This window comes from Hydrogenimonas urashimensis (genome assembly GCF_016593255.1).
Taxonomy (GTDB): Bacteria; Campylobacterota; Campylobacteria; order Campylobacterales; family Hydrogenimonadaceae; genus Hydrogenimonas; species Hydrogenimonas urashimensis.
The window spans coordinates 93,223-114,501 of record NZ_AP023212.1; the positions used below are offsets into that span (position 1 = coordinate 93,223).

Sequence of the window (21,279 nt, forward strand, 5' to 3'; positions counted from 1 at the left end):
GACAAAAATGGAATGCCCTGCAAGATGGGTGGGGCGCCTACATATTCTTCGCATAGGCTAAAAGATGGGAAATCCCGGCTAACTTATGTCTTCCAATTATATATAAAAGCTGCCATTAATAAAAATTTCAATATCATGTACCACATTAAAAAAGATGAGGAGCATCACGTGGCACGAGAAATCCCCTTTTTCAAACCCGACATCGGCAACGCGGAGCGTGAGCAGATCGAACAGGTTCTCGATCTGGAGGGTGAAACGAAAATCGAAGATCTCGAAAATGCGTTTGTCAAAAAAACCGGGGCGACCTATGCCGTTTCGACCAACAGCGGTACATCCGCGCTCCATCTGGCGATGTGCGCGATGGATCTCAAACGCGGCGACAAGATCATCTGCTCGGTGAACTCTTTTCCCTCCGTACCGGAAGTCGTTCGCCATTTCGATGCCGAGCCTATTTTCGTCGATATCGACAGCGAGGATTTCAATATCGACCTGGATGCTTTCGAAAAGATTTTGGAAGAGAACAAGTCGAAAAAGCTCAAAGGGGCGATCATCAACCATGTCGGCGGGCAGCCCACCGATCTGGCGAGACTCTACGAGATAGCCGAGAAGTACGGTATCCGGATCGTCGAAGATGCAAGCGACGCGCTGGGCGGGAGCTACGAGGGAAAACCCATCGGTGCCACGGGTGCCGACATCACCTGTTTCAGCTTCTCCCCCCACATGAAACACTCCATCGCCAATGCGGGGATGCTGCTGTGTGAGGACGATTCGCTCTATGAGCGCTCCATCCTTCTGCGCAACCACGCCATCAAGTCGGACGGATGGGACAAATACGGAAATCTCGAATATATGTACGATGTCGTCGATATCGGGTGCAAATATGATATCAGCATTCTCGATGCCGCCTACGCGCTCGCCCAATACAGTCGCGTCGACAAGATGATAGCAAGACGACAGCAGATCGCGAAAATGTATGACGAACAGCTTGCCGGTATCAAACATGTGACGCTTCCTGTGAAAAAACGGGACCATATTTACCAGCTCTATATCGTGCGCATCGACCGCAACAGGGACGGTTTCGCCCGGGCGCTCAAAGAAAAGGGTGTCCATACGGGGCTGCACTACATTCCTCTGCATCTGATGAGCTACTACAAACAGAAATACAATCTGAGGGTCAACGATTTTCAGCAGGCGCTGCAGACCTATCAGCAGGTGCTTTCTCTTCCCATCTACCACAATATGAGCGACAGTGACGTCGAGTATGTCTGCAACATGGTCAAAGAGGTCGCCGCAGAACATATTTGATGCCCGCCGTTGTCACCTTTTTCGAAAATCTCTACTACCGCCCGAAATGGTACCACTGGGCGGCAGCATTTCTGCTTCTTCCTTTTTCGATTCTCTACGCTTCGATCATGTGGATTCGACGCAGGATCGTTCGCCGCAGAAGATTCAAACTCCCGATCATAGGGGTGGGGAATCTGCTCGTCGGCGGCAGCGGCAAGACGCCGATGACGATCACCCTGGCGAAAAGGTACGAGAAAGCGGCCGTCGTACTGCGCGGCTACGGCCGCAAGAGCAGGGGGCTCGTGGTAGTCAGCCGATGGGGACGCATCGAATCGGATGTCGAAACGAGCGGCGACGAAGCGATGCTGCTGGCGCGATCACTGCCCGATGCGACGATCATCGTCGCCGAAGACCGCATCGAGGCGATCGAAAAAGCCCATGCGATGGGGGCAACGATCGTTTTTCTCGACGACGCTTTCAGCAAAGTGGGGATAGAAAAGTTCGAGATACTTCTCTATCCCGCCAAAACTCCCAACATCCTGCCGCTTCCTTCAGGGCCCTTTCGCGAATTTCCGTCGGAGAAAAAGTTTGCAGACCTCGTGCTCGTGGAAGGAAGGGATTTCGAACGCATCGTCACATGCGAGGGATGTGACGAGCCAATGCTTCTGGTCACCGCCATCGCCAATCCCCAGCGGCTGGAACCCTTTTTGCCAAAAGGGCGGATCAAAGGGCGCCTGATACGTCCGGACCATGCCTGGTTCGACACAAACGAAATTGAAAGAGCGATGCAAATTGCCGGCGTAAAAAAGATTCTGACCACACAGAAAGATGCCGTGAAACTTGAAACATCCGGTTTTGACATGGCACTTCTTACGCTTCGGCTGCGCATTGAACCTACCGTTTTCGATGCAATCGAAAGGTATGTCGAGCGTTTTGACACTCAACGACCGGCTGCGGCTCCTACGTAATCGCACTCATCGTTTTTTTACCTGCGGGCTGATATACTCTCTGCCAGACGATACCATTTGGAGAAATGATCATGAAAAAGAAGATGCAAGTGGTTCAGACACTGCTCGACACCCTTCCGTTCATCAAGAAATTCGCCGGCAAAACCATTGTCATCAAATATGGCGGGGCCGCCCAGGTGAAGGAGGAACTCAAGGAGAAATTCGCCCAGGATGTCGTACTGATGCATCTGGTGGGTATCCGTCCTGTCGTCGTGCATGGCGGTGGGCCCAAGATAACGCAGCTTCTGTCGGATCTTGGCATCGAAACAAGTTTTGTCGACGGGCAGCGTGTCACGACGAAAGAGGCGATGCGCATCGCCGAAATGGTCCTCAGCGGGGAGGTGAACAAGGAGATCGTTTCGCTTCTGAACGACCACGGTTCCAAAGCGATCGGCATCAGCGGCAAAGATGCCCATTTTATCCAGGCACGGGCGAAAGACCGCAGCCGATTCGGCTATACGGGGATCATCGAAGAGATCCACGCCGATGTGGTGCAGAATCTGATGAACGAGGACTTCATTCCCGTCATCGCACCGATCGCCGCGAGCAAGGATCCGGGCGAACCGGGTTTCAACATCAATGCCGACCTCGCCGCAAGCAAGATCGCCATAGCGCTCAAGGCGACGAAGGTGATTTTCCTTACCGATACGCCGGGCGTGCTGGATGGCCAAGGCCGGCTGATCGGGACGCTGGGAACCGAAAAGATCGAGCTGCTCAAGCAAGAAGGGATCATCAGCGGAGGCATGGTACCCAAAGTCGACGCCTGCCTCGAAGCGATTCAAGGGGGGGTCCAGAAAGCGCATATCATCGACGGGCGTGTCGAACATTCCATTCTGTTGGAAATTTTTACCAGCGAAGGGATCGGCACGCAGATCGTTCATTGAGCGGGAGGTGGAACATGAATCTCTGCAGCGACGAAGTGAAAGATTACGATGGGTCGGCAGCCGGAGCAGGCTGTGGCTGATTTCCGGTTGGTTGTGGTGACAGCTTCCGATACAGCCGAGGCGGAGCGCATTGCACGCAAAATTGTCAAAAAGAGGCTGGCGGCGTGTGTCAACATCGTGCCGAAAGTCCGATCCATCTATCGGTGGAAAGGAGAGGTACAGGAAGATCGCGAGACACTGATGCTGATCAAAACCGACAGGCGAGTGCTTGCCAAACTCAAAAAACTGATCAGAAAGATGCACAGTTACGACCTCCCAGAAATTCTGGCATTCAAGATCGACGGAGGAGATCGCGACTATCTGGCCTGGCTGGACGATGCGCTGCGAAAGAGATAGACGAAAGCGGGAGTGACGGAGGAGCGGGTTTTCTTTTTTCACCGTCAGTGGCGAGGCGGCTCGGGTTTTCCTGTCTGCAATGAGCGTCTGGAGGCGGAAAAGCCTGTAATTGCCAAAACGCACCGCCGATGCATCGAAACGGCGACGGGAGCCGCTGCCTTGCTCTTCCCACCGGTTGAGAGAGGTCTGCCGTTGCAGAAACAGCCGAAGAGAGAAAACGCCCTGAAACCGAAGAGAGAACCGGATGTGCGTACCCGAAAAATGGTATACTTTCACCAAAAAAGCAGGATGATGCATGACTTTCATCGAGACACGCGGCAATGACGGCAGGAAGCCGTCGGAAGTGACTTTCAGTGAAGCGATACTGAGCCCGAGTGCCAGCTTCGGCGGACTCTACGTACCCAAAAAGCTGCCTGAGCTGGGGTTTGATTTTTTCAAAGCCCATATCGACAGCCACTACAGCGATCTGAGTCGGGCGCTTTTTGAAAAGTTCGACGTGGATGTGGACCCGGAAGATCTCGACAACGCGCTGGCACGCTACAACCGTTTCGATGACCCCTCCGACCCTGTCCCCCTTGTGAAGGTGGAAGAGGATGCCTTTGTCAGCGAACTGTGGCACGGACCGACACGCGCTTTCAAGGACATGGCCCTTCAGCCTTTCGGCTACATTCTCTCCAGACTGGCGCAAAAGCGCGGCGAACACTACCTTATCATGGCGGCGACCAGCGGGGATACGGGACCCGCGACGCTCGAAACGTTCAAAAACACCCCGAACATCAAGGTGGCATGCCTCTATCCAAGCGGGGGAACCAGCGACGTTCAGCGCCTGCAGATGGTGACGGAGGAAGCCAGCAACGAAAAGGTGATCGGCATTCGGGGAAATTTCGATGATGCCCAGACCGCTTTGAAGAATCTTCTGGCCAGCGAGAGTTTCAATGCCAGGCTCAAAGAGAGCCATACCGAACTTTCCGCCGCCAACTCGGTCAATTTCGGACGAATCATTTTTCAGATCATCTACCATGTCTCCAGCTATCTGAGGCTCGTGAAAGAGGGTGAAGTCTCGCTTGGAGAACCTGTCTATCTGATCGTACCCAGCGGGAATTTCGGCAATGTGTTGGGCGGATACTACGCGAAAAAGATGGGACTTCCGGTCGAAAAGCTTCTCATATCATCTAATATCAACAACATCCTGACAGAACTCGTCACGAAAGGGGAGTACGATCTGCGGGGAAAATCGCTCATTCAGACCACTTCACCGGCTATGGACATTCTCAAATCTTCCAATGTGGAGCGGGTCCTTTTCGACAAGTTCGGCGCGGAGCGGACAAAACAGCTGATGGACGATCTGAACGAAAAGGGCGTCTACAGACTTTCGGAAGATGAACTGGCGATGCTTCGGGAGGATTTCGACGCCACCTTCTGCAGTGACGAGGAGGGGAAGGCGATCATCGCGAAATACGCCAAAAAGGGGTACATCATGGACCCGCATACCGCCACCTGCTTCAAAGCCTACGGGGAGTTGAGAAAGAAGAGCCTCAAAACGGTGATTTACTCGACAGCCGAATGGACGAAGTTCAGCCCCACAGTCAGCGAAGCGCTGGGCCACAGGGCAAAGCGGGATCTCGATGCACTGCAGTGGATCAGCGAACATTACGGCGTACCCGTTCCCAAAGTGATCGCCGACCTTTTCGAAAAACCGGTCATCCACGACACGGTGGTCGACAAAGAGCGGATAGAGGAAGAGATCCTCAAATTCATCTGATGAACTCCCGATGCGTGTAGCGATTGTCGGCGGCGGTGCGGCGGGGTTGATGACCGCATTGACGGCAGCGGAAAAAAGTATTCATATAGATTTATATGAATCGGGTCCGAAATTGGGACGCAAGATCCTCGCATCCGGCAACGGCCGCTGCAACATCTCCAACCGCCGCCTCTCTTTGGAAGATTACAGCGGCCGTCATCCCGCTTTTGTCCGCTACGCCCTGAAACGATTCGATTTCGACGCTTTCGAAAGATTCTGCCACTCCATCGCCCTTCCGCTCTCGATCAGACCCGACGGCAGAGCCTATCCCTTAAGTAACGAGGCCCGTTCGGTGCATCGTGCCTTCACGGAGGAGATCCGCCGCCGCGGTGTGAATGTCAGGATTCAAACCCCCGTTGACTCGATAGAGAAGGTTTCCGGCGGTTTCCTGATCCACTCTCCGGCAGGCTCCGAGGGATACGACAGGGTGGTGTTGGCAGCCGGTTCTCCGGCCGCTCCGCAACTTGGGGGAACAGACGGCGGCCTTCATCTGGCACGAAAACTGGGACATACCGTTGTTGCTCCCTATCCGGCGCTTGTGGGCCTGCATCTGGCGGGAAAGATGCATGAGAAGATGAGCGGTGTCAAAAGCGATGCCGCTTTGAGACTTTTTGAAGATGGCCGCCCGGGCGGGAAGGTCAACGGCGACCTGCTCTTTACACGGTACGGCATCTCCGGCTTCGCGGTTCTTGATATCTCCATCGATGCGTCACGGGCTCTTCGGGAAGGCAGACGGGTCGATGTGGAGATCGACCTGCTGCCCGATTATCACCGGCAGCAGCTCGTATCGGAGATGACCCATGCCCTGAAGTGGATTCCTGATGCCTCAATCCATCGGCTGATACACGGGTTTTTGCCCCTGAAGGTAGCCGATCAGCTTCTGATATCGCTCGATTTGCCCGGGGAGACCCCCTGCCGAAAGATCAATGCCAGACAGATACGACAGATCGCCTTCCGGATCAAAGCCTGGCGGTTCGAGGTGACCGATACCCATGGGTACAAACACGCAGAGAGTGCCGGTGGCGGGGTGGCCACCGACGAGGTGGATCCCAAAACGATGGCGTCGCAAAAAGTAGACGGCCTCTTTCTGGTAGGAGAGGTGCTGGACATCGTGGGAAAACGGGGCGGCTACAACCTCCATTTCGCCTGGGCCAGTGGATATCTTGCCGGAAAATCTCTCTGAAACCTTTCTGAGGGAGGAGTCACCGGCTCTTTTCAGTCTTCCATAAGTCACAATCTGGGATAATCTTTAGAATTCTTTAAAATTTCATCGAAGGTGACGGACTATGGAAATCCTCAAGCTCGGCGAAACCGCGAAAAAGATGCACGTCGGCCCGGAGCGTGCGAGAGAGATACTCGAAAAGCGTGTCGTTCCCGGCATCAAAAAGAGTTCATCCACCCGCGAGACGTACTATGTGCCGCGGATAATGTTCGACTATGCGAAAACGATGCTGGGACTGGAAAAGGACAAAGAGTTCAAAAAACTCGAAACGGACGACGGGATATCCGGCCGTTTTGCAAACAGAAACGGTCCCCGGGTGATCTCCTTCTCCAATCTCAAGGGCGGCGTCGGCAAAACCTCCATTGCGGCCAATTTCGCCTACAACCTGGCGCTGCTGAACAAACGGGTGCTGCTTGTGGATATGGATTCACAGGCCAACAGCTCCCGCTATTTCGCCAACCGCTACTTCGTAGGCGAAAGCATCAAGAACCTATTCGATCGGATGAGCCGGCGGGAGCATGTGGGGTACGAGGAGATCAAAGAGAAGATTGTGCCGATCGCGTTCGACAACGCGACGATCGATCTTCTGCCGAGCGAACTCTCCCTGGGGCGTATCGTCGAACTGAGCCGGTCGGTCTTTACACTTCCGCATAAAAAACTGAGCGACATCCTCAAGCTCGTGAAGGAGGATTACGATTTTATCGTCATCGATACGCCTCCGTCAACGGGGCTTTCACTGCATATGTCTCTTTATGCCAGCGATCTTGTGAGTATCGTCACCGACGCGGAGGATTTCAGCGTCAACGGATTGAACGAACTCTATCTGGAGATCAAGGAACTGGCCGAAGAGACCGACCACGATGTAAAGGTCGATTCTGTCTTTATCAACAAGGTCAAAAAGAGCAACATCCACAGCGTCTACATCGAAGCGATTGCCGAAATGGCCGTCAACGAAGGGATAGAGAATCTCTACACGATCAAAGAGAGTACCCGTTTTAAAGAGTCGCAGAATCTGCACATCCCTCTGATCGAGTACAAAAAGGAACTGGAGAAAAAACTTATGATCGCCGAGAGCATGCTCGAATATGCGATCGAAAAAGCGGTGGAGGCGTAGGATGGCGAAAATCAATCTGGAAAAATTCAAAAGCAATGCCAAAAGCGCACTGTCGAAAAAAGAGACGCACGGGATTTTCAAAGAACAGGGAGAGAAACTGGAGACGATTCCGCTCAGTTCTCTCGAAAAAGGGGTCGTGATACGACTCTTCGAAAAAGAGCCGGCCTCTTTGGTGCGATCGATCAAAGAGCAGGGGCAGCTGGAACCGATTATTGTCCGAAAAAAAGGGGAACGATACGAGATTCTTGATGGATATCGCAGGGTCGCCGCCGCCGAAAAGTTGGGACGGGCGGATATCTCGGCGGAAGTGGTCGAAGCGGAGGCGGAAGAGGCGCCTTTCATGCCCTATATTCTCAACGCCCCGGAGAGTTTCGATCTGATTGAAGTCGTGCACTATCTGCACCGGCTCAAAAAAGAGTTCGGTTTCGACGACGAGACGATCGAAAAAAGAACGGGCCTCAAGGTTGCCGACTACCGTGAGCTCTTTTTCGAGACGGAAGGGGCAGAAGGGGTCCTTGACGCGTTCAACCGACATTTCGAGGGTCTACTGAAGCGATATTTCCGCGTCATTCATGGAGAACTCGATATCGAAAAGGGAGGGGTGCGTTTGAAGCTGCGCATCGACGGCCAAGAGGCAGATGAGGCAACAAAAGCGGAAATTTACCGATTTATCTACCGATTGAGTCGATTATAACAGGGAGATTCGTTGCGCCACTCCGTTTTTTTCATTGTGTCCTGCCTTTTCCTCCTTACCGGCTGCGGAAGCGGCGGAAACCCGGTGCCGACGGAGGCCTCGGCGGATGAAAGGGGGGTGGCGCAAAAGAGCTATCCTCTCCATGAAAACATCACTTCGACGATTTTCTGGATCGGAGAGGAGGCGAGTGCGGACAACGGCGGTATCGCCAATGTCGCCAGCGTGTGGGACGAAAAGTGGATGGAGCGGTACGGAGGGGTCGATACGCCCGATCGGCGCAACGGCTATCTTCCCGCCGCTTTCAAGCCTATGGAGAATCCTTTCTACGCGGCACTCCCTTTCAACGACTTCGATGAAAACGGTGAGAGAAAACCGGATCTTTCCGCAACGATTCCCTGGTACGAGCCGGGCCTTCCAAAAGAGCGTTCCTACTGCAAAAACCGCTGGATCGAAATCGTCAAGGACGGGAAGAGAGCCTATGCCCAATGGGAAGATGCCGGGCCTTTCGGCGAGGATGACGCCGCTTATGTTTTCGGTAACGCGGCACCGAAGAACACCCTCAACGCAAACGCCGGCATCGATCTCTCTCCGGCGGTTCGCGACTATCTGGGTCTGAAGGATATCGACTGGGTCGACTGGCGATTCGTCGAGGAGGAGGATGTGCCGCAGGGGCCGTGGAAGGAGGTGCCCACTCTCAGCGGTGTCGGGTGGCCGCTGTGGTATCGTCCCGCCCCGAATACCACATGGCAGTGGCAACTGCAAAAAGAGGTGAACATCTCCTACGATGTCGAAGTTTACGACATCGATCTTTTCGACAGCGGTACGGACCGGATCGAGGCGCTCCATCGAGACGGCAGGAAGGTTGTCTGCTATTTCAGTGCGGGCAGTTACGAAGAGTGGCGGGAGGATGCCGGATCTTTCCCCTCCGATGCGGTGGGCCTCTCTCTTGAGGGATGGGCCGGGGAGCGGTGGCTCGATATCCGGTCCGAAGAGGTACGCAACATTATGGTTAAAAGGCTCGATCTGGCCCGAATCAAAGGGTGTGACGCTGTGGAGCCTGACAATGTGGATGGGTACGCCAACGATACAGGCTTCACTCTCAGTGCCAAGGACCAGCTCGACTACAACAGATTTCTCGCCGACGAGGCGCACAAAAGAGGACTGGCCGTCGCATTGAAAAACGACCTGGATCAGGTTGAAGCGCTCGAACCGTGGTTCGATTTCGCGCTCAACGAAGAGTGCCACATCTACGAAGAGTGTGATCTGCTGGAGCCTTTCATCAAAGCGGGCAAACCGGTGTTCAATGCGGAATATGCGCAAATGTACCGCCGCGATCCCGAGATTCGCCGGCAGCTGTGTGACGATGCGAAAAGAAGAGGCTTCCATACACTTATTTTGCCGCTCGATCTTGATGACACTTTTCGCTACAGCTGTGAATAGATCCATCCAAACAGTGTATGTATATTAATGATTTTTTGAAAAAGACGATATAGAAATAACAGATTTTTTCACCTATTAAAACCGTATCGCCAAAGCTCCGAGGTGGCAGCCGGTGCGTCGGAAACGGGTTCTGGAAAGCGACTATGGGTAAAACAGGAATAGAGGATTCGGTCACTGTCGGTTTGCTCGATTCGGACGAGAAGTTCCGTGCGCTCGTCGAACATGCCGTCGTGGGCATATACATCATACAAAACGGCAGGTTCAGCTACGTCAACGAGCGGCTGGCGGAGATATTCGGCTACGAACAGCATGAGCTGATCGGAAAGAGCAATCTCGATCTGACACATCCGGACGATAGGGACCTTGCGACCAAGAATATCAGAAAGAGGATCGAAGGGCACGAAGAGAGCATCGAGTACTCATTCCGCGGAGTGACGAAGGGCGGCGAGATCAAATACATCCGTGTTTTCGGGAGTGTTTTTGGTTCCACAGGAGAGCGGGCGATCATCGGGACACTGATAGACGAGACCGAAACGGTCATCGCCAAGCAGCAGCTGGAAAAGCTCGCCAATTACGATACCCTCACCGGACTTTACAACCGCCATGTCTTCGTCGACGAGTTCCGGCGTGCCGTAGCGTTGGGGAACCGGCGTGGTCACAAGGTGGCGCTGATCGTTTTCGATATCGACAATTTCAAACGAATCAACGATTCCCTGGGCCACAAGGCCGGCGACAGGCTCCTGGAGATTATCGGGGAGCGTATAGCACGGATTCTTCGCAAGACCGATCTTTTCGCCCGCATCGGCGGCGACGAGTTCGCCATTATCGTCGAAGACTACCTCAATCTCGAAGAGATAGGCGTTCTTATCGGCCGTATCCAGAATGCGGTGCACAATGCCGTGGAGATCGAAGGGCTCTCTTTGCATATTTCCATCAGTCTCGGTGTTTCGCTCTTTCCCGAACACGGCAGGGATATCGAGACACTCCAGAAAGCCGCGGACATCGCTCTTTACGAGGCGAAGAAAAACGGCAAGAACCGTTTCGCGTTTTTCGCCCACAACAGTGATGTCATGTTCGACAATATTCAGATGGAGAACGAGCTTTTCGAAGCGATAGACAAAAAGGAACTGATGATCCATCTGCAACCGCAGATCGATTTGAAAAGCGGCGATATCTGCGGGGCCGAAGCGTTGATACGCTGGAACCATTCGCAAAAAGGGATCATCCCCCCCGATCGTTTTCTCCCGCTGGCCCGGGAGCTTGGTATTTTGTATAAAATCGACACGTTCGTCATCGAAAGTGTCCTTGAGATGCTGGAGAGATGGAAAGAGGCGTGCCGTTTCTGTCCCGTAGTTTCGGTCAATATCTCGAGCGCTCTTTTTCACCATCAGCGATTTCTCCCGACAATGAAAGAGATGCGCCGACGATACGGCGTCATCTGTGAATCGGTCGAACTGGAACTGACCGAGGATATTCTGATCGAAAACGAAAGACACGCCTATCTGCTCATCAAGGCCTTGAAATCGTTGGGTTTCAAACTTTCGATCGATGATTTCGGCACAGGATTCTCCTCTTTGAGCCATCTGAAGATGCTGGAAGTGGACAAACTGAAGATCGATCGGAGTTTCATCGAAGATATCGCGGGCAATCCCAACGATATGGCGATCGTCAAATCGATTATCGTCATGGGACACACACTGGGACTTGCGATCGTTGCGGAGGGGGTGGAGAGTGAAGGGCAGCGCACTATTCTTGAATCGATCGGCTGCGACATCATCCAGGGGTATCTCTATTCGAAACCTCTGCCGGTCGAGGCGTTCGAGAAGATGTGGCTTCCCGGACTCTCCCGGCTTGGATGGCAATAGCGCCTATTTTTCCCAGGTCCACTTTCGCAGTTTCTGGTGGCAGCCCACACACTCTTGCATAATATGGGTGTAACCGGCGGCTATTTTGCTGTAGTCGTGTTTCGTGAAGATGTCTTCTCGCATCATTCTGACGTACCGTTCGATATTCTGTTCACTTTTCATTGCAAGGCTCAGAGCGAATTTCGGATTGTCCGGCTCGAACTTTTTCAGCGCCTCGCCATGTTTTGTCAGGTATCCCTCTCGGACGCGTTTGAGTGCGCGCACGCCTGCGAGCAGAGTTTCCCTCTCGTTGTAGAGAATACCCTTCTGGATTTTCATGAGGCCGTCGGCCATGGAAGTCATCGTGTTTTTGAGCGCTTTTTGCTCAGGGGTCATTGGTGAATTGGTCTGACCGGCACCCAACATCACAATTCCGAGCCCAAGTGTCACAATCAGTTTTTTCATGACAGCTCCTTTTTGTGAGATAAGAATATTTTATAGTATTATTGTAAAAACGTTCTTGAAAATAATAAATTAGAATTATATTTAAGAAGTGGTGCCGAAGCGTGTTGAAACCCCTATGAGAGAAGAATTTCGTAGGGGCGGCGAATCTGTTCGACGAGAGCGGGAATACTCACATTCCGGCTGACACGCGCAAACTCTTTTCCGTCCAGAAACACGATGGCCGTGGGGATGGAAAAAACACCGAAATGTGCGGCAATATCGGCATGTTCGCCCACATCGATCGTGATTTTCTCTATTTTGGGAAAGTTTTTGTCGAACGCTTCGAAAAGTTTGGGCTGCAGCGCGTGGCAGACGTTGCAGTGCTCGCCCCAGAAATAGAGCATAACACCTGTTTGGTTGTGAATCTTCTCTCCGATACTCTCGATTCTCATGCGGCTCCTTCGCGGTCTATATGAAAACGATTCCGAACATTGTAGCAGAATCGATCTGTCAGTGCCTGTGCTTTTTCAGTTCTACGAACCCTTCATCTTTCAGGTGCCGAACCAATGCTTCGCTATCCGGCAGGTCGTTGCGGATGCCTGCCCATGTTTGGGAATAGCTGTCATAAAAATATCTGTCTGCGCCGATGGGAACGTCGATTTCTTCGCCAGTGACGGGATTGTCGTATCTCTCTTCACCTCCCAGGGCATAGAAGGTGTCCCAGAGCTCTTCCGTTTTTTCATGCGTCTGCGATTCCCACATCCGCAAATTCTGATTCATCCGGTATTCGGCGTTTTCATGGATGATTCGAGACATGTTCCTGTAGTGTCGCAGGATACTTTTGGCTTCGGCCGCACTGTTTCGGTAGTGTTGCATCAGCCATTCCTGGGAGGTTTGCCAGCTTGTGGCGATATGTTCGAACACCTGCATCCATGATGAGAGTTCTCCTTTTTTCGCCGTCTCAATAAAAAGAGGTGCCGGTCCCCATGCGTAGGAGTATCCGGCCCCCTGCAGGGGCATGGTCGTATACTGGATGATTCCGACGATCAGCATATCGTACGGTTCGCCTTTTTCGGTGTAATGGGCCCTGGCCAGGACCGCTTTGGTCTGTAACGATCCTGTGAACCCCGCTTTCCGTGTCAGTTCGTTGTTTTCGGCTTCCAGCTTTCGGCTGATTTCGCGCTCTTCTGCAGCCGAGTCGATGGCCAGATTGTCAAAACGGATGTTGTAACGGCTTTGAAGGTCCTGGAAGAAACGGTATCTGATGTACTCCTGCGGCTTTTGAGGGGGAATCCCGCTGTTGCCGCCATACAGCTGCGCATACTGATAGAATGGATAGTAGATGCCGTAAATACCGGCATTTCCGTTTAAGGATGAGAGCCTAACGAGTCGGATGTAGCCGTTGACGCCCAGGTCCGCGGTGCCTCCGTCTGCCTGCCAGTTTAGCGGGACATCAATGGTGAAACTGCCGTCGCGCGGCGTCCAGCGGCGATATGCGGTGTGGATGGAGCGATTTGCTCCATGATCGGTATGCTTCGGTTTCAAAGAGGCGATGGCGATCGATAGGGCCTTGAAGTCCCCCATGTTTTTCGCTCTGACGAAACTCGCGATGCCGGGTGCCGATCTTTTGGTCATGACCTGGATGATACGGTAGGGTGCGCCGGTGCGGCAGAGAAATAGGGTGGAGTCACCCTTTTGGAGTACGTGCTCGGGTTGACAGCTTTTTTCCATTCGCCGGATAACAGTTTCCGGGTGTTTCGTTTTGCCGAGCCACGCGTCGCTGCCGCGGTAGGAGAGTGTCACACCCTTCCTAGAGGTTTCGACTCTGCACCCTTGGGGGACGTAGACAATGAACTCTTTGGCTTTGTGAAGATGCCACTGTTTTGGGAAAGGGTTCGAAACGGCTTTTTTGCCCGCTTTTTCCCTTCGCGCTTTTGGGGTGTGGTCCGATGCAGGCAACCGGCACCCTTCCCGTTGAAAGATACCGGCTTTCTGCCAGCGGAGGCGGCATTTGTCGATGATTTCGGCACGGGATGGGGTGAGGTTGCCGATATCGCTCGCTGTTGGTTTGAAATAGATGTATTTGCCGCGAATTTCGCAATCACCGGTCTGAATGTCGAGAATCTCATCCCCCTTTTCGATCCAGTAGTCATAGAGGCCCTCTTCGATATCCAGTTTCATACCGGGCTGATTCATGTTGATGTAGATGCCGTTTTCCAGGGATATTGCCGGCGTCGGCAGCATGAAAAACAGCAGCGAAACGGGCAGCAGGAGAAAAAAACGGCAGGCGTCATGCACGCATCCTCGACAGGCCGTTGCGGTTTCGTCTCTTTTCATTTTGCTCTCCTTTTATCGTCCTTCCAGCTCCTCCTGAAGCTCCAGAAGCTCCAGGTAGCGGTCGGCTTTGGTATTGTACTCCACCTCCAGGTCGTTCAGTTCGTCGGTGAGTTTCTGGATGCCATTTTCCTGGTAGCAGTCGGGGTCGGCCAGGCATTCGTTGATTTCGGCGATGCGGTTTTCCAGCACGTCGATCTCTTCCGGAAGCATGTCGAGTTCGCGCTGCTCTTTGTAACTCAGTTTTTTCTTTTTTTTCGGTGCAGGTTTGGCGCCTTTTGGGGTGGCCTTTCGGACTTCCAGCTCCTGTTCGAAGTGGTCCAGGTTTTTGAGCTCTTTTTCGATGGCGAGGAATTCCGAGTAGGGCTGGTAACTCTCTTCGACGATGCCGTGGCCTTTGAAGATGAAGAGCTTTTTGGCGATCTTGTCCACGAAGTAGCGGTCGTGGCTGACGAAGATGAGCGCACCCGGGAAGTTGAGCAGGTACTCTTCGAGAATGTTGATGGTGGGAATGTCCAGGTCGTTGGTCGGCTCGTCGAGGATGAGGCAGTCGACCTTTTTCGTAAACAGAAGCGCCAGGGCGACCCGGTTCTTTTCGCCGCCGCTGAGAACGCCGATTTTTTTGTCCAGGTACTCTTTGGGGAAGAGGAAGTTTTTCAGGTAGCCGTAGACGTGCATGTTCTTGCCCTGCACGTCGACCCGGTCGCCACCGAAAGGACAGAAGGTTTCGATGAGGTTTTTGTCGTCGTCGAGCATCTCCCGGTGCTGGTCGAAGTAGCCGATTTTGAAATCGCCCCGCTTGATGACGCCGGCATCCGGTTTTTCGCGTCCCAGCAGCAGGTGCAGGAAGGTCGATTTGCCGCTGCCGTTTTTTCCCACGATGGCGATGCGGTCTTTTTGGAGGATGCGGTTGGAGAAGTTGTGGATGAGCAGTTTGTCGCCCAGCCGTTTTTCCAGATGTTCGATCTCAAAAAGCACCTTTTTGCGGCTGACGCCCTCCTCGCGGTTGAAGTGGTGCTTCTCCCGCTCCAGCTCCAGTTTGATCTTTCGGATGGCGGCGGGATTTTTCTTCGCCTTTTCCCGCATCTCCATGACCCGTTTTTTGCGCCCCTCGTTGCGTTTGAGGCGCGCCTTGACCCCTCGGCTGAGCCACTCTTCCTCCGCTTTGAGGAGTTTGAGCAGGTTTTCGTGCTCCTTGGCCATGGCCTGAAGCAGCTGCTCCTTTTGCAGAAGGTAGCTTTCGTAACCTCCCTTGAAGCTGCGAAGCTCGTGGTTGTCGATCTCTACCGTGCGGGTGGCGATGCGGTCGATGAAGTAGCGGTCATGGGAGATGAGCAGCAGGGTAAATTTCTCTTTGAGCAGCAACTCCTCGAGAAATTCGACCATATAGACATCCAGATGGTTGGTGGGTTCGTCAAGGAGCAGAATATCCGGTTTTTTCAAAAGCAAAGAGGCGAGGGCGACGCGGCGCTGTTCGCCTCCGCTGAGCAGGTTTACCGGCCGGGTTTCGTAGGTTTTGAGGTCGAACTCTTTGAGAATCCGCTCGATTTTGTCGTCCAGATTCCAGGCGTTGTGATAATCAAGAAAGGCGGTCAGCCTGGCATGTTCCTCAAGAAGGGCCTTGTTCTCGAAATCTTCGGCCAGAAGATTGGAGAGCTCCTCGTAGCGTGTTTTGGCATCCTGAATTTCCGTCAGCTCCTTCTCGATGGCTTCCCTGACCGTCACCCCCGCTTCGAAAGAGGGCTGCTGGCTGAGCATTTCGATGCGAATGCCCTGGCGGACGATCCGTTTTCCGGCATCCGGCTCGATTTCGCCGCTGACGATTTTCATGAGTGTGCTTTTGCCGCTGCCGTTGCGACCGACGATGACGATGCGTTCATATTCATCGATATGAAAATGGATGCCTTTGAAAATGATCTGTGATTCGAACTGTTTGTCGACTTCAAGAAGGTCTACAAGCGCCATGGATACCTTTTCTTACATAGTTGGGTTAGGTTGAACGAATGGAATTGGATTTTAACCTAACTTGGCTATAATCCCCATAATTTCAAATATGCAAGGATCTCCCGAAATGGTTGAAGCACTCTCCATAATTTTCTTTCTGTATGTCTTGATAAAAGTCTACATCAGTGTCATGCAGATAGGGTATGTCGCCAGGGCGAAAGAGATGCCGCCGGTTCTGATGAAGCCCGGAAGCTGGATGAAATCCGCACGCTATCTTATCTCCAACGAGCGGCTCAAAATCGTCGAAACACTGGTGGAGTACGCTCTTTTCGTCTTCTGGCTCTCCTGGGGAATCCACTGGCTCGATACGATCACATGGAACATGGATCCTCTCTGGCAGGCTGTCGTCGCCGTCGATCTTTTCCTTGTCGTCAATTACATTGTCGAGCTGCCGTTTTCCATCTATAAAACCTTCGTCATTGACGAGCGGTTCAAATTCAACCATTCCACGCCCGAACTTTTCATCAAAGACCAGATCAAAGGGGGTCTTCTGACGCTGGCACTGGCTTCGGTTCTGAGTGCCGCGATCGCCTGGATCATCATAAACGTTCCGATGTGGTGGTTTTTCAGTTTTCTGCTTGTTTTCGCCGTGATCGTCCTTTTGAACCTGCTCTATCCGACCTTCATTGCGCCGATTTTCAACAAGTTCACCCCTCTTAAAAACGAGGCACTTAAAGAGAAGATCGACAATCTGCTGGCACGGAGCGGTTTTGAGAGCGAAGGTGTCTATGTGATCGACGCAAGCAAGCGGGATGCCCGCCTGAACGCCTATTTCGGAGGCTTGGGGAAGAGCAAGCGGGTTGTTCTTTTCGATACGCTGCTCAACAAGCTGAACGAGAATGAGCTGCTCGCGGTTCTTGGACACGAACTGGGGCACTTCAAACACCACGATATCTACAAGAACATCCTGATGCTCGGAGGGGTCCTTTTCGTCGGCTTCTACATCTTCGGAAATCTTCCCACCTCTCTTTTTATGGAGTTGGGTGTGCGCGAAACGCCGGCGATGCTGATGATCATCTTCATGCTGATGATCTCCGTTTTCATTTTCCTGTTCATGCCGATCATGAGTTTCGTAAGCCGACAGAACGAATACGCCGCCGACCGCTATGCGTCGCGAATGTGCGGGAGTGAAAGCCTTGTCAGCGCCCTGAAAAAACTGGTGGACGAAAACAAGAGCTTTCCCAAAGCCCACAAGCTCACCATCTTCTTCTACCACTCCCATCCCCCTATCATCGAACGATTGAAAGCGCTGGGTGACAAAAGTGTCCGCGACGACACAGAAGACGAGGCTCTCAAAGGCGAGTGCACGATATGACGATCGAACAGGCGCTTCGCGAAGCATCTGTTTTGTTGTCAAAAGTCTCCGAACGCCCGAGGCTGGAGGCGGAGATACTGATGTCCCATCTTCTCCATAAGGAGCGGACATGGCTGCACACGCACAGTGACGAATCTTTGGGAGACGAAGAGGGTTACCGCAGGTTCGTGGAGCGCCGCAGAAAGAGCGAACCGATTGAGTATATCGTAGGCCGTGTCTCCTTTTACGATGTGGAGCTTGAAGTGGGAAAGGGTGTTCTCATCGCCCGTCCCGAGACGGAGCTTTTGGTCGATATGGCCGCTGAGGTCATTCGGAAGCACCGTTTGCAGCGCATTTGCGAAATCGGTGTCGGAAGCGGCGCCGTAAGCATCGTACTGGCCAGAAAGTTTCCGCATCTGACAATCGTGGCAACCGACATTTCCCGGGAGGCACTCGGATACGCTGAAAAGAATATAAAAAAATATGGCCTGCACGAGCGCATCGAACTTGTGCATACCAATCTACTGGATGGCGTTTCATCGGAGTGCGAAATGATTGTCTCCAACCCTCCCTATATCTGCAAAGCCTATCTGCTGCCCCATTCGGTGCGGTACGAGCCGCAAAACGCCCTGATAGGGGGTGAATGTGGCGATGAACTGCTCAAGGAGATCATACTCACGGCGAAGCGGCGGAAGATTCCCCATCTTATTTGTGAAATGGGATACGACCAGCGGGAGTCGATTGCCGATTTTTGTACCCAAAAGCGGCTTCCTGCGCCCAGGTTCTACAAGGATCTGGCGGGACTCGACCGTGGATTTTATCTGCAGTTGGCAACCAAAAGCCGATGAGAGGAAATTTCGCCACCCTGCCGGTACGATCACAGCTTTCAATTTTGTTTTATATCGTGTTTTTGTCGAAAAACGGAGAGGGCGCAAAAGTCGAACATCCTTCCGAAATCTTCGAGTTCAAAGCTTAAGAGGTGCACGGGACGGAGTATCCCGGCAAAAGCATGGGCTCTGCCCATAATCAGTAAAAAGGAGAATTCATGCCATCCAGCCCAACCAACCCACCCAGATCCCCCATCGAACTGTCGATGCCGAAAAAACTGTGGATCGGCTATCTGTTGATCCTTGGCATCACGCTGGGTGCCGGGATTTGTGCCGGGGTTTTCGCGGCACCGGTTGTCTTCCATGCCGACGATCTGCTGGGCGGAGGGGTATTGAGCCACTATCAGGAGGGGATCATCATGACGCAGATCTTCCTGAAAATGAACTGGCTTGTCAATATCGCGTGCACGCTCATACTTTTTGCGGAGGGGTACCATTTTCTCCGTTTCTACCGTGACCAGATCACTTTCTACAGCGCTTTTGTTACTGTCTGGACCGGCTTTATGTTTACGCTCTACTACACGCCCCAGATTGTAGAGTTTCAGCGGCAGGGGGAGACGATTTTGAACAACAAGCTCTTCCAGAATGCCCATATGATGTCTGAGTGGGATTTCAAGATCTTTGTGGTAGCATTGACCGTACTACTGGGACGATACCTCTACCGAAAGATCGTCTGACGCCAGGGGATGGAATGATTGAAATCAAAGGCTTGAAAAAACGCTTTGGTCCCAAAGAGGTTCTAAAAGGGGTGGACCTGACTATTCCGGAGGGCAAGACCACCGTCATTCTCGGACTTTCAGGCGGAGGAAAGTCGACGATAATCAAACATATTGTCGGACTGCTCAAACCGGATGAGGGAGAGATATGGGTCGATGGCGAAGAGATAGGCCGTGCCGACGAAGAGCAGATCCGCGCCATTCGCAAAAAGGTGGGTTTTCTCTTTCAAAGCGGTGCCCTTTTCGACAGTATGAACGTTTACGAAAATGTCGCCTTTCCTCTCAGGGAACACACCGATATGACGGAGGATGCGATACGCAGCCGGATTGTCGAGTGCCTGGAGATGGTCGCGCTCAAGCCCAAAGAGGTGATCGATCTCTATCCCGATGAACTAAGCGGCGGCATGCGCAAACGCGTGGGCCTGGCCCGCACGATCGTCCTGGGGCCTCGTATCATTCTCTATGACGAACCTACGAGCGGACTCGACCCCATCACCAGTGACCTGATATCGAAGATGATCGTTCATCTGAAAAAGACACTCGGCGTCACTTCGGTGCTCATTTCGCACGACATAAAAGAGAGTTTCAAAGCGGGAGACTATTTCGCGATGCTCTATGACGGAAAGATTATAGAATTCGGGGACGCCGAGCACTTCAAGGCGACAACGAACCCCTACGTCAGACAGTTTCTGGATGGGAAGAGCGAAGGCCCCATCCAGTTTCAGGAAGGATAGGAGTACGCGCAGAAGGAATCAGTCCATCTGATTGCGCATCCAGGTCGGAATGTCGAGGATATCTTCGTTGTCGTAGCCGCCAACCACTTTGACACGGGGTGTGCTGACCGGAATGGCGGCTTCCGCGTTCTCTTCGGGCTGCATCAGGGTGATCTGCTGTTTTTTTGTTTCAGCCTTCTTCTCCTCCTCTTTGGCATGCCCCTCTGCGCTTTCGAAACCCGTGGCGACGATCGTGATTTTGACTTCGTCGACAGAGAGCGACTCGTCGGTCGTGGTTCCGAAGATAACGTGGGCATCTTCGTCCGCGTTGTCCTCGACGATGCTCATCGCTTCGCTGATCTCCAGAATCGGATAGTCCGGATGGATATGGAAATGCACGAGTACGCCCATCGCCCCCTTGATATCCATGCTGTCTAGAAGCGGTGATTCGATGGCGTTTTTGATCGCCTCGTAGGCCGCACTCTGTCCGGAGGCTTCACCGACGCCCATCAGGGCGAGTCCACGGTGGCTCATGACGGTGTTGACATCCGCGAAGTCGAGGTTGATGTCGTGCTCGCCCCGTGAAACGATGACGTTGCTGATGCCGCTGACGGCTCGTGCAAGAATGTTGTCGACCAGTTTGAAACTCTCTTTGATACCGAGATTTTTGTCGACGATGCTCAAAAGCTTTTCGTTGGGGATGACGATGATCGAGTCGCTCTCTTTTTTGAGCTGTTCGAGTCCCGTTTCGGCGAGTTTCATCCGTTTTCGTCCTTCGAATCGGAAAGGTTTCGTGACGACCGAAACGGTAAGCGCACCGACCTCTTTCGCCGCCTGTGCGATAATGGGGGCGGCACCCGTTCCGGTGCCACCGCCAAGCCCCGACGACACGAACACGATATCGGCACCGGCTAGGACCTCTTTGATCGTGTCGTAACTCTCGAGCGCCGACTCCTGACCGACTTCCGGTTTCATTCCGGCACCGAGCCCTTTTGTTAGCTTCTCTCCCAGCTGGATCTTGTAGGAAGCTTTCGATGTTTCCAACGCCTGGGCATCGGTGTTCGCCACGATCAGATCGATTCCGTCGATTCCCTGGTGAATCATATGGTTGATCATGTTGCCGCCGCCGCCGCCGACACCGATCGCTTTTATTTTCGCTCCACTGACTGTAACTGACTCCTCTATGGTGAATCCGGGCACT

Annotated in this window: 19 protein-coding genes; 14 read left to right on the forward strand and 5 right to left on the reverse strand. The window is 53.0% G+C overall.

The annotated features are described in order from the left end of the window. Positions 1-135 precede the first annotated feature (135 nt). The 10 genes from JMG82_RS00480 (at position 136) to JMG82_RS00525 (ending at position 11,707) form a co-directional block, all read left to right on the forward strand. Complete coding sequence (locus JMG82_RS00480) at positions 136-1,305, forward strand: DegT/DnrJ/EryC1/StrS family aminotransferase (protein WP_201352986.1); 1,170 nt, start codon at positions 136-138, stop codon at positions 1,303-1,305. Then, positions 1,305-2,252, forward strand: coding sequence for a tetraacyldisaccharide 4'-kinase (locus JMG82_RS00485; RefSeq protein WP_201352987.1), 948 nt, complete (start codon positions 1,305-1,307; stop codon positions 2,250-2,252). Before JMG82_RS00480 ends, JMG82_RS00485 begins: the two co-directional genes overlap by 1 nt. A gap of 71 nt (positions 2,253-2,323) precedes the next feature. After that, positions 2,324-3,175 (forward strand): acetylglutamate kinase, encoded by an 852-nt coding sequence (gene argB / locus JMG82_RS00490; RefSeq protein WP_201352988.1) that lies wholly within the window; start codon positions 2,324-2,326, stop codon positions 3,173-3,175. 48 nt (positions 3,176-3,223) lie between these two features. Further along, a complete protein-coding gene (gene cutA / locus JMG82_RS00495) occupies positions 3,224-3,571 on the forward strand; it encodes a divalent-cation tolerance protein CutA (RefSeq protein ID WP_201352989.1) in 348 nt (115 codons plus the stop codon). A gap of 295 nt (positions 3,572-3,866) precedes the next feature. Next, positions 3,867-5,333, forward strand: coding sequence for a threonine synthase (gene thrC / locus JMG82_RS00500; RefSeq protein ID WP_201352990.1), 1,467 nt, complete (start codon positions 3,867-3,869; stop codon positions 5,331-5,333). A gap of 10 nt (positions 5,334-5,343) precedes the next feature. Next, on the forward strand, positions 5,344-6,555 hold the full coding sequence (locus tag JMG82_RS00505; protein WP_201352991.1) for a BaiN/RdsA family NAD(P)/FAD-dependent oxidoreductase: 1,212 nt from the start codon (positions 5,344-5,346) through the stop codon (positions 6,553-6,555). A gap of 103 nt (positions 6,556-6,658) precedes the next feature. Further along, positions 6,659-7,708, forward strand: coding sequence for a ParA family protein (locus tag JMG82_RS00510; protein ID WP_201352992.1), 1,050 nt, complete (start codon positions 6,659-6,661; stop codon positions 7,706-7,708). Position 7,709: 1 nt separating this feature from the next. Further along, positions 7,710-8,402, forward strand: coding sequence for a ParB/RepB/Spo0J family partition protein (locus JMG82_RS00515; RefSeq protein WP_201352993.1), 693 nt, complete (start codon positions 7,710-7,712; stop codon positions 8,400-8,402). 84 nt (positions 8,403-8,486) lie between these two features. Continuing rightward, positions 8,487-9,842, forward strand: a complete 1,356-nt coding sequence (locus JMG82_RS00520; protein ID WP_201352994.1) for an endo alpha-1,4 polygalactosaminidase — start codon at positions 8,487-8,489, stop codon at positions 9,840-9,842. Between the two features lie 143 nt (positions 9,843-9,985). Then, positions 9,986-11,707, forward strand: coding sequence for a putative bifunctional diguanylate cyclase/phosphodiesterase (locus JMG82_RS00525; RefSeq protein WP_201352995.1), 1,722 nt, complete (start codon positions 9,986-9,988; stop codon positions 11,705-11,707). Between the two features lie 3 nt (positions 11,708-11,710). Here the strand turns inward: JMG82_RS00525 and JMG82_RS00530 are convergent, their stop codons facing one another. From JMG82_RS00530 to abc-f, 4 genes are all read right to left on the reverse strand, one after another. Further along, complete coding sequence (locus JMG82_RS00530) at positions 11,711-12,151, reverse strand: hypothetical protein (protein ID WP_201352996.1); 441 nt, start codon at positions 12,149-12,151, stop codon at positions 11,711-11,713. A gap of 113 nt (positions 12,152-12,264) precedes the next feature. Next, positions 12,265-12,582, reverse strand: coding sequence for a thioredoxin family protein (locus JMG82_RS00535; protein ID WP_201352997.1), 318 nt, complete (start codon positions 12,580-12,582; stop codon positions 12,265-12,267). A gap of 58 nt (positions 12,583-12,640) precedes the next feature. After that, positions 12,641-14,467, reverse strand: a complete 1,827-nt coding sequence (locus tag JMG82_RS00540) for a hypothetical protein (RefSeq protein WP_201352998.1) — start codon at positions 14,465-14,467, stop codon at positions 12,641-12,643. Between the two features lie 12 nt (positions 14,468-14,479). Further along, positions 14,480-16,429: a ribosomal protection-like ABC-F family protein gene (abc-f, locus tag JMG82_RS00545; RefSeq protein WP_201352999.1), complete on the reverse strand. Its 1,950-nt coding sequence runs from the start codon at positions 16,427-16,429 to the stop codon at positions 14,480-14,482. 106 nt (positions 16,430-16,535) lie between these two features. Here abc-f and JMG82_RS00550 point away from each other — a divergent pair, with 106 nt between their 5' ends. The 4 genes from JMG82_RS00550 (at position 16,536) to JMG82_RS00565 (ending at position 20,099) form a co-directional block, all read left to right on the forward strand. Then, positions 16,536-17,783, forward strand: a complete 1,248-nt coding sequence (locus JMG82_RS00550; RefSeq protein WP_201353000.1) for a M48 family metallopeptidase — start codon at positions 16,536-16,538, stop codon at positions 17,781-17,783. Next, entirely contained in the window at positions 17,780-18,610 is an 831-nt protein-coding gene (gene prmC, locus JMG82_RS00555) for a peptide chain release factor N(5)-glutamine methyltransferase (protein ID WP_201353001.1), read from the forward strand. The genes JMG82_RS00550 and prmC overlap by 4 nt, the downstream gene beginning before the upstream one ends. Positions 18,611-18,807: 197 nt before the next feature. Continuing rightward, on the forward strand, positions 18,808-19,326 hold the full coding sequence (locus JMG82_RS00560; RefSeq protein ID WP_201353002.1) for a DUF4149 domain-containing protein: 519 nt from the start codon (positions 18,808-18,810) through the stop codon (positions 19,324-19,326). 14 nt (positions 19,327-19,340) lie between these two features. Next, positions 19,341-20,099 (forward strand): ABC transporter ATP-binding protein, encoded by a 759-nt coding sequence (locus tag JMG82_RS00565; RefSeq protein ID WP_201353003.1) that lies wholly within the window; start codon positions 19,341-19,343, stop codon positions 20,097-20,099. A gap of 18 nt (positions 20,100-20,117) precedes the next feature. On the opposite strand, the gene ftsZ is transcribed toward JMG82_RS00565, so the two are convergent. After that, positions 20,118-21,278, reverse strand: a complete 1,161-nt coding sequence (ftsZ, locus tag JMG82_RS00570) for a cell division protein FtsZ (protein WP_201353004.1) — start codon at positions 21,276-21,278, stop codon at positions 20,118-20,120. Between the last annotated feature and the right edge of the window lies 1 nt (position 21,279).

What these genes read in the sequence shown, in the direction of transcription:
- JMG82_RS00480 (WP_201352986.1), top strand. Translation starts at nt 136, where the DNA reads ATGTACCACATTAAAAAAGATGAGGAGCATCACGTGGCACGAGAAATC.
- JMG82_RS00485 (WP_201352987.1), top strand. Translation starts at nt 1,305, where the DNA reads ATGCCCGCCGTTGTCACCTTTTTCGAAAATCTCTACTACCGCCCGAAA.
- argB (WP_201352988.1), top strand. Translation starts at nt 2,324, where the DNA reads ATGAAAAAGAAGATGCAAGTGGTTCAGACACTGCTCGACACCCTTCCG.
- cutA (WP_201352989.1), top strand. Translation starts at nt 3,224, where the DNA reads ATGGGTCGGCAGCCGGAGCAGGCTGTGGCTGATTTCCGGTTGGTTGTG.
- thrC (WP_201352990.1), top strand. Translation starts at nt 3,867, where the DNA reads ATGACTTTCATCGAGACACGCGGCAATGACGGCAGGAAGCCGTCGGAA.
- JMG82_RS00505 (WP_201352991.1), top strand. Translation starts at nt 5,344, where the DNA reads ATGCGTGTAGCGATTGTCGGCGGCGGTGCGGCGGGGTTGATGACCGCA.
- JMG82_RS00510 (WP_201352992.1), top strand. Translation starts at nt 6,659, where the DNA reads ATGGAAATCCTCAAGCTCGGCGAAACCGCGAAAAAGATGCACGTCGGC.
- JMG82_RS00515 (WP_201352993.1), top strand. Translation starts at nt 7,710, where the DNA reads ATGGCGAAAATCAATCTGGAAAAATTCAAAAGCAATGCCAAAAGCGCA.
- JMG82_RS00525 (WP_201352995.1), top strand. Translation starts at nt 9,986, where the DNA reads ATGGGTAAAACAGGAATAGAGGATTCGGTCACTGTCGGTTTGCTCGAT.
- JMG82_RS00530 (WP_201352996.1), bottom strand. Translation starts at nt 12,151, where the DNA reads ATGAAAAAACTGATTGTGACACTTGGGCTCGGAATTGTGATGTTGGGT.
- JMG82_RS00535 (WP_201352997.1), bottom strand. Translation starts at nt 12,582, where the DNA reads ATGAGAATCGAGAGTATCGGAGAGAAGATTCACAACCAAACAGGTGTT.
- JMG82_RS00540 (WP_201352998.1), bottom strand. Translation starts at nt 14,467, where the DNA reads ATGAAAAGAGACGAAACCGCAACGGCCTGTCGAGGATGCGTGCATGAC.
- abc-f (WP_201352999.1), bottom strand. Translation starts at nt 16,429, where the DNA reads ATGGCGCTTGTAGACCTTCTTGAAGTCGACAAACAGTTCGAATCACAG.
- JMG82_RS00550 (WP_201353000.1), top strand. Translation starts at nt 16,536, where the DNA reads ATGGTTGAAGCACTCTCCATAATTTTCTTTCTGTATGTCTTGATAAAA.
- prmC (WP_201353001.1), top strand. Translation starts at nt 17,780, where the DNA reads ATGACGATCGAACAGGCGCTTCGCGAAGCATCTGTTTTGTTGTCAAAA.
- JMG82_RS00560 (WP_201353002.1), top strand. Translation starts at nt 18,808, where the DNA reads ATGCCATCCAGCCCAACCAACCCACCCAGATCCCCCATCGAACTGTCG.
- JMG82_RS00565 (WP_201353003.1), top strand. Translation starts at nt 19,341, where the DNA reads ATGATTGAAATCAAAGGCTTGAAAAAACGCTTTGGTCCCAAAGAGGTT.